General features: G+C 68.9%; 10 protein-coding genes and 1 pseudogene. 6 read left to right on the top strand and 5 right to left on the bottom strand.

What is annotated here, in order from left to right:
* Window positions 1-197: 197 nt before the first annotated feature.
* The 3 genes from CCN33_RS05885 to CCN33_RS33920 form a co-directional block, all read right to left on the bottom strand.
* Window positions 198-608 (bottom strand): SRPBCC family protein, encoded by a 411-nt coding sequence (locus CCN33_RS05885; protein WP_086691843.1) that lies wholly within the window; start codon window positions 606-608, stop codon window positions 198-200.
* Window positions 605-919 (bottom strand): ArsR/SmtB family transcription factor, encoded by a 315-nt coding sequence (locus CCN33_RS05890; RefSeq protein WP_086691846.1) that lies wholly within the window; start codon window positions 917-919, stop codon window positions 605-607. The genes CCN33_RS05885 and CCN33_RS05890 overlap by 4 nt, the downstream gene beginning before the upstream one ends.
* Window positions 920-1,036: 117 nt before the next feature.
* Window positions 1,037-1,933: an NsdA family TPR-like regulatory protein gene (locus CCN33_RS33920; RefSeq protein WP_483027235.1), complete on the bottom strand. Its 897-nt coding sequence runs from the start codon at window positions 1,931-1,933 to the stop codon at window positions 1,037-1,039.
* Here CCN33_RS33920 and CCN33_RS05900 point away from each other — a divergent pair.
* The gene (locus CCN33_RS05900; RefSeq protein WP_086691852.1) at window positions 1,828-2,343 is read left to right on the top strand and encodes a hypothetical protein; all 516 of its coding nucleotides are present in this window, start codon (window positions 1,828-1,830) and stop codon (window positions 2,341-2,343) included. The two genes, CCN33_RS33920 and CCN33_RS05900, sit on opposite strands and share 106 nt — an antisense overlap.
* 760 nt (window positions 2,344-3,103) lie before the next feature.
* On the opposite strand, the gene CCN33_RS05905 is transcribed toward CCN33_RS05900, so the two are convergent.
* Window positions 3,104-3,712 (bottom strand): TetR/AcrR family transcriptional regulator, encoded by a 609-nt coding sequence (locus CCN33_RS05905; protein WP_244173696.1) that lies wholly within the window; start codon window positions 3,710-3,712, stop codon window positions 3,104-3,106.
* Window positions 3,713-3,758: 46 nt separating this feature from the next.
* On the opposite strand from CCN33_RS05905, the gene CCN33_RS05910 reads away from it, so the two are divergent.
* The gene (locus tag CCN33_RS05910) at window positions 3,759-4,223 is read left to right on the top strand and encodes an SRPBCC family protein (protein ID WP_086691855.1); all 465 of its coding nucleotides are present in this window, start codon (window positions 3,759-3,761) and stop codon (window positions 4,221-4,223) included.
* 63 nt (window positions 4,224-4,286) lie between these two features.
* On the opposite strand, the gene CCN33_RS33720 is transcribed toward CCN33_RS05910, so the two are convergent.
* Window positions 4,287-4,610 (bottom strand): transposase, encoded by a 324-nt coding sequence (locus CCN33_RS33720; protein ID WP_425275828.1) that lies wholly within the window; start codon window positions 4,608-4,610, stop codon window positions 4,287-4,289.
* A gap of 66 nt (window positions 4,611-4,676) precedes the next feature.
* Between CCN33_RS33720 and CCN33_RS33725 the strand changes: the two are divergent.
* The 4 genes and pseudogenes from CCN33_RS33725 to CCN33_RS05930 all read left to right on the top strand — a co-directional run.
* Window positions 4,677-4,811, top strand: a pseudogene (locus tag CCN33_RS33725) (substrate-binding domain-containing protein); the annotation flags it as partial.
* 306 nt (window positions 4,812-5,117) lie between these two features.
* The gene (locus CCN33_RS05920; RefSeq protein WP_086691858.1) at window positions 5,118-5,864 is read left to right on the top strand and encodes an IPT/TIG domain-containing protein; all 747 of its coding nucleotides are present in this window, start codon (window positions 5,118-5,120) and stop codon (window positions 5,862-5,864) included.
* Between the two features lie 82 nt (window positions 5,865-5,946).
* Window positions 5,947-6,966, top strand: a complete 1,020-nt coding sequence (locus CCN33_RS05925) for an IPT/TIG domain-containing protein (protein ID WP_086691861.1) — start codon at window positions 5,947-5,949, stop codon at window positions 6,964-6,966.
* Window positions 6,967-7,087: 121 nt separating this feature from the next.
* Window positions 7,088-7,452 (top strand): Ig-like domain-containing protein (locus tag CCN33_RS05930; RefSeq protein ID WP_086691864.1); only part of this gene is annotated, 365 nt, incomplete at its 3' end.

Here is a 7,452-nt window from a genome sequence, read left to right on the forward strand (position 1 = left end):
CGTGGACCCTTCCGGAAGGGGGCGAGGGCTGCAGACCTGGGTCGCGATGCGACAGTCCACAGCGTCCCATCCAAGCTATAGCGCCGCAGATTCCGCCACCACCTGATCAATAAGCTCAAGGCGTGGCGCGGTATCGCCATCCGCTATGACAAGAGTCAGCCTCCCCCCCCGCCACGGGATCACGCCTTCAGACAGGCCTAGGCGGTCTCGGCCAGGGTGGAGTCGAGCCGGTTCAGGACGTGGGGCCAGCCCTTGCCCATGCCGTCGTACGCCTGTCGGCCGATCGGTGAGTCGAGGTCGAAGCCCGCGTGGGTGAGAACGAGGCGGGTGCCCTCGCCCTCCGGGTGCAGCGTCCAGGTGATGGTGGTGTCGAGCGAGCCCTCGGCGAACCGATAGGCCAGCAGCCGCTGGGCGTCCACCTCGGTGACCTCGCAGGGCTGGCTGCCGAAGGTGCCCATGTCGAGGGTGAAGCGGTGCCCGGCGACGGGCTTGATGTCGCCAGCGGCCCACCAGCGGGCGTGGAGGTCAGGATCGGTCAGGGCCTTCCACACCGCGGCCGGCGGGTGGGGCAGGAACTTCTCGCAGGTGATCGTGTTGTTCTCGGTCATGTCTCGTCGTCCTCGTCCAGGAGATCGGACAGCGCGTCCAGGCGCTGCTTCCAGTAGTGCTCGAACGGATGCAGCCACTCGCTCACCTCGGCCAGTCGCGCCGGTTCGAGGTGGTAGAAGCGGTGCCGGCCGCGCGGCTCCTCGCGCACCAGTCCCGCGGTCCGTAGCACCGCCAGGTGCTCGGAGACCGCAGGCCTGCCAAGCTCGAACATCCCGGCCAGCTCCCCTGTGGAGCGAGGGCCTTCCCGCAGGCTTTCGAGCAGTCTGCGGCGGACTGGGTTGGCCAGCACGCCGAACACATCGGAAGGCATGACGCCATTATGCGTCGGAAAATTCCGACGCGTCAATGATCTCCGACGCATCCCTGGGCGGGCCCGAGATCACGACTCCGTGGGGCCCTGGGGCCCGCCGCTTGGTCAGCAGGCCTCCTACGTTGCCGCGACGTGCATGCATGCCTGTCCTGCTGGAGGCTCCTGGCAGGGCCGGAATAGGGGGAGGAGGTCGTCCACCAGGCGCACACAGCGGGGCGCGCCGATCCGGTGGGCCGGCCGCAGCGATTTGGTGGCAGTTGCCGCCGCAGGCTCTGGCTCCTTCAGGTCGAGGTAGCTGGCGGCGCGGTATGCGAGGAACGCACTGCGGCTCTTGTCGCGGGCGAGGGGGAGGAGTTGTTCACCGTCACTGATGAGCTGGTGGGTCCGCTTGGTGTCCCCGATGTCCGGCAGGGCCTGGCCGGAGTCCACTGGGAGGTCGGCCTCGGACATCCAGGAGCACCAGGCACCAGCAACGTTGAGATGTTGTTCGGCGGCGGTGAGTGCGCGCCGGACAGCGGAGTGATCGGGCCTGCCGCCTCGGGCGGCGAGCGTGCGCGCAAGCCGGAGTTGGAGGAGGCTTCGGGCCGCGGGGTTCTTCGCGCGCATCAGAGCGGGCTTGAGGATGCTGGCGGCCGTGGTGTGGTCCTTGCGCCACGCAGCCTGGTAGGCGAGGTCGCCCAGGAGTCCGGCGTCACTTGCACGCCATCCAGTATGGGATCGCGGGCCCCCCACAACGCGCACGACGCCGGCGACCGCGACGTGGGCGCAGCATGCACCAGTACTCCTGGACGCCACCTCCGGGTCCGGCCTCGCCGACGGGACAACCCCATACTGGGCGCTATGGCCCGCCTGCCCTGTGCTGAGATCAGCAAGTGGTGCCTTGTCCGGATAGCTGAGGGAGTTGGCGGGTGTCCGCTTTGGACTTCTACGCTCACGTCGCCGTTGGCGGTGAGGTCCTGGGAGTTGGCCTCGGTGCCGACCCGGAAGCTTGGGAGGCCGCCCTGGGGGCGACATACCTCGATGTTCCCGGTGGTGGCCTACTGCGGCGGGACTATGGGCTCGTGGAAATCAACTTTTCGCCGGACCAGCCAGGAAGGCAAGGGCACATGACGTGCTTCGGCTTCGGTGTGAAGATCCAACGACTGTTGTACGAGCAGTCCCCGAGCACCGTGCCGTCGCCGCTCTCGCGGGAGTACGGGAAATTCGCACACAGAGTCCCCTTCAAGGATCTGCAGACCGCCATCTTGGCCCTGGGCCACACGATCGAACTCGACGAGCACAACACGTCGAGTGACATGGACTGCTACCGCGTATCGGCGTCCGCCGCCCGCATCCACGTCGTCGCTGACCCTGACCCCTACGGGTCAGGCGACCCAGATCTAGGACATCAGAGAGGTGACGTCTGGTCCGTCGATGTGTGGTGACCAGCCGGCGACCTCTCAGCCGCTGGGGAGAGAACCCGCCTACATCATCAGCGGCGACGACTACGACTACGCCACTGCCGGTCCCGTCGCCACCTGTCGGTCTTCGACGTCATGGGCCACGACACCGCCGTCGGCCTGACCGCCACCCTCATCGTCGCCGCCTGCCGCAACCCCCGCCGCCAGGGCTTGGGGCTCGCCGAAATCAGCGAACGCGTCGAGCAGTCACTGATCGAGCGGGCACAAGCGCTACGCCATTGGCCTCATCGCCGACCTCAACTCCGGCATCAACCTGCTCACTTGGGTCAACTGCGGCCACCATCCACCGGTCCTCATGCGCGACGGCCGCCTTCACAGCCACCTGAGCTGCCAGCCACCCATCCGGTGGGCACGGTCCTGGGCCTGCCTGTCCCGCTCTGCAGCGAACAACACGCGTTCCCGCACCTGGGGGCGAGGCAGGCACACGCAGGAATGGACGAACTGGACCCGGCAACCGCGACCACGCGACACTTCGACAACGGGGCCACTTGATTCTCGCTGGACTCGACAACCGCGAGTTACCAAGAGGCCCTTCTTCCATGTCCCGTCATCGGTCAACTCACCGGATCCGGGACTCTGTCGAATCCAGCCGACCATGCGAGCGGATAGAGAACAGGCAGTCAGTAAGCCTGCGAAGCAGTCGAGGCGTTCGTCTACCTCGGCGACCGTTGTTCGCCCGGTGGTCGTCGTATGGTCCAGCCCTTTGGCCTGATCGGTGACTCCGTCACTTTGAGCCGTAGTAGAGCCGGAGGAACTCTGCCATCGCCGCGTCGACGCCGGCGCGGTCGCCGGTGGCGAGCAGGTCGAGCAGCAGACCGCGAACAGTGGCGAGCCCCAGCCTGGCCCGGTTACGTGCCATGGCAGGGTCTGCCCCTGCGGCGATCTCGGCGGCCACGAGCGGCTCCAGCCAGTCGTTCACGAGCCCTTCGAGGACTGGGGCGGCCTCCGGGCGGCCACGCAGGGCTTGCCCGCAGACTTCGAAGAAGAGCCGCTCCTGACCAGCCAGTCGGGGGTCCGCCAGCTGCTGCCAGAGAAGCCGCGCAGCATCGGCGGGCGAGAGACCGGGTTCCAGGCGGAGCCGGGACAGCTGATCACGTTGGCGCTGCTCCGACGTCCGGACGATTTCGGCGAGCAGCTGTTCCTTGGAGCCGAAGTAGTGGATCAACATGCGGTGGCTGACGCCGATCGCGGCGCCCAGGCCGCGCAGGCTCAGGTCCGTGAGGCCGTGTGCCGCGACGTAGTCAACGGCCGCGTTCACCAGGTGAGCGCGTCGGCCCCCGTCCGCGACTGGCGCGCCCTCGCCCTCGGGATACGAGCCGACCGTATTCACCACGTCGCGAGCGTACCAATCGGTACATGCCATGTGTACCGTCTGGTACATGAAGTCTGTCACCGTGTCGATCGACCTACAGCAGACGCCTGAGCAGGTCTATGACTTCCTCGATGTCATGGCCCACCACGAGCGATTCACCGACCACTACCTGATGGACTGGCGCTACAGCGGCCCTGGCCGCGGTATCGGTGCGTGCGCCACGGTCACAGCCGTGCTGGGCGGCATCAAGACCGACGTCACCATCGAGGTCGTCGAAGCCGCTCCCCCACGGCGCATCGTCGAGCGGAACATCAGCGCGGGCGGCCGACGCCTGGCCGAGGGGACCTACACCATCGAACCGCTGCGGGCCGGCGGGAGCCATGTGGCGTTCACATACGTTTGGGTGCGCGCCCCCGTCGCCGACCGTCTGCTGGCACCCGTCATCCGGGCCGCGATGCGGCGCGCCAACCGCGCGGTCATGCGGCGTCTGGCTGCCGAGTTGGCTCGCCATGTGTCCGTTGCCGGATCTTGAGGCCGGTACGTGTCGGCGGGGAGACACCTTGAACAGCCGACAACCGCAACGCCTCCGCCGGCTTCAGACCCCGGCGTTCGCATTCGTCGTAGCCGCCCACGAGCGGGATGCCTGTGGGATGCCGGTCGGTGTCGAACGGGGACGGCCTGGAGCTGGGTGAGGATCCTTGCCCAGGTACCGTCCCGCTGCCGGCGCCGGAACAGGTCGTAGACCCGGTCCCACGGGCCCATAGCGTCCCGGCACGTCGCGCCAGGGCGCGCCGGTCCGGGTCCGCCACCGTATGCCGTCTATCAGCTGCCGCCGCGTCCACACCTGCGGACGACCCGGCTTGATGCCCAGCGGCAACAGCGGCAACAGCGGCTCCAGCCGGGCCCCTTGCCGGGGCATCAGATCCCCGCGTCCCACAGAACGTGATTACCGGCGAACAAGACGCACTTTCACAACAGGCCCTAACCCCTGACCACCGTGCGACAACCGGTGGGGGAGATGGCCGTGGCCATGGCCCAGCTCCTGGACGAGCACATCCGGGGGGGTACGTACTGAACCCACATCCTGATCTTCGATCCCGAGCTGGTGGTGCGGGAGTCGGATGATGGCGGTGGCAGCGCGCGCCGGCGCGTACGGAATCAGCTTCATCGGCCGCGCGCTCGGCCATCCGGGTGTAAACCCCCTTCGGCACGTTGGCAGTGTGTCACTCGTATGGATCACTTGTGGCAGCAAACCGGTGGGCCGCCCATCCCATACCGGGGGATCTTGGTAGAGGCGGCCTTAGCCGGTCTTTCCCTTTGGCACGCCCAGCGGCACCGCGGTGACGCTGGGCGCGCTCGGATCCCTCGCCCTTGCGCTCGTCGGTCGGCTGTTCCTGTGTCTTCCTTCTGTCAGCGAGGAGTTTCCATGCCCATCTCTCCGAACCAGGGGTCCACCGGCGGCGGCACGTTGGTGACCATCACCGGAACGAACCTCTCCGGCACCACTGCGGTCAAGTTCGGCAGCAAGCCGGCCACCAGCGTCACCAACGTCTCTCCGACCCAGGTCACGGCGGTGTCCCCCTCCGGCACGGGCACGGTCGGGGTGACGGTGACGACGCCGGGCGGCACCAGCAGCCCCGTGCCGTTCTTCTACGTCGGTGCCCCGTTCAAGTCCTCGCTCGGCACCTCCTCCGGGCCGCTCGCGGGCGGCAACTCCATAACCATCAACGGCACCGGCCTGTCCACCGCGACCAGCGTCTCCTTCGGCGGCGTGACCGCCACCCCGACGGTCATCTCCGACACCCAGCTCACGGTCACGGTCCCGGCGGGCGCGGCGGCGGGCCCCGTCGGGGTCACCGTGACCACGGCGGGAGGCTCCAACAACGGCCTGTCCTACACCTACGTCGGCGTACCCACCGTCGTCAGCGTCGCCCCGTCATCCGGCCCCACGTCCGGAGGCACCGGCGTGACGATCACCGGCACCAACCTCGACACCACCGACTCGGTCACCTTCGACGGCACCCCGGCGCCGTTCTCCGTGGTGAACACCACGACCCTGTCGGTGGTGACCCCGCCCGGCGCCGCGGGCACGGTCGACGTGGTGGTCACCAACCCGGCCGGCTCCGCCACGGCCGCCGACGCCTTCACCTACGTCGCACCGCCCTCGATCTGATCTCCACGGTGCCGCCGCCCGGCCCCCACGCCGGGTGGCGGCACCGCCGCGATGTGGAACAGGGCCGTCCTAGGAGCACTTCATGCCGCCCACCCTCAGTACTGCCAACCCCGCACAGGGCCCCGCCACGGGCGGCACCGCCGTCACCCTCACGGGGACCGGGCTGACAGGGGCCACCGCCGTCCGGTTCGGCAGCACCCCCGCGTCCTACACCGTCAACTCCGCCACCCAGATCACCGCCATCAGCCCGGCCGGCAGCGCCGGGCCGGTGGCGGTGACCGTCGTCAGCCCGACCGGCACCAGCAACGCGGTGACCTTCACCTACGTGGCGGCCGCGGTCCCGGTCGTTACGGCGGTGACACCCGACAGCGGTCCGACATCGGGCGGTACCAGCGTCGTCATCACCGGTACGGGCTTCACCGGCGCCGGCGCCGTGCGCTTCGGCAGCGCACCGGCGGCGTCGTTCACCGTCAACTCGGCCAATCAGATCACCGCCGTCACGCCGGCCGGAAGCCCCGGCGCGGCAGCGGTCACCGTCACCACGCCCGGAGGCACCAGTGCCGCCTCCCCGGATGCCTACTTCTTCTACGCCGCGCCTCCCGTACTGAACACCGCCGACCCCGGTCAGGGTCCGGTGTCCGGCGGGACGGTGGTGACGCTGACCGGTACCAGCCTGCTCGGCGCGAGCGCGGTCCGCTTCGGCGCCACGAACGCGACTTCCTTCACCGTGGTGTCGTCGACGCAGATCACGGCCACCGCACCGCCGGGCACGGGCAGTACGCAGATCACGGTGAGCACGCCGGGCGGACCGAGCAACCCGGTTCCCTTCGCCTACATTGCCGCTCCCGTTCTGACCGCTCTGGTGCCGAGCAGCGGGCCCACCTCGGCGGGGGCGGTCGTCACCCTCGTCGGCGCGAACCTGACCACCGCCACGAAGGTCACCTTCGGCGGCCAGAGCGTCCCCTTCACGGTCGTCTCCGACACGCAGATCGCGGCCGTGGCGCCGGCGGGGGCGGCGGGACCGGTGACGGTGAGCGTCGCCACCGCGGGCGGCACAACCGCCGGCCTGACCTACACCCGTGTCGCCCCACCTGGTGTCTGAGGCTGATCCGATCGGGTTGTCTCCCCGCGCGGTGGCCCCGGGATGAAAAAAAGATCACCGTAGCGTGAGGTCACCACAACCCCGGCCCGCGGGTCTGTCGATCGACGTAGGGAGCCGAACGGTGAGAAGTATCCGATGCAGGGGCAAGCTGGTTGTCGCCGCGGCGCTCGCGGCCGTGCTGGGGCTGGCCTCACCCGCGGCCGCGGTGGCCTCGACGACCACGGTGACCGCGACACCGCAGTCCACCACCGAGGGCTCGCCGGTACACCTGCAGGCCGTGGTCGCCTGCTCCTCCGACCCCAGCGGCGGTCTGGGCGTGACCCTCTTCGACGGCTCCACCGAGCTGACCACGGTGCCCGTGGGCGCTGACGGCCGGGCCGACTACACCACCACCTTCACCGCGGGCACCCACAACATCATCGCCGCCTACAACGGCAACGGCGACTGCGATGCCTCCAACAGCGCCACGACCGTCCAGGTCACCAG

Source organism: Streptomyces recifensis, assembly GCF_002154615.1.
Classification (GTDB): Bacteria; Actinomycetota; Actinomycetes; order Streptomycetales; family Streptomycetaceae; genus Streptomyces; species Streptomyces griseoluteus.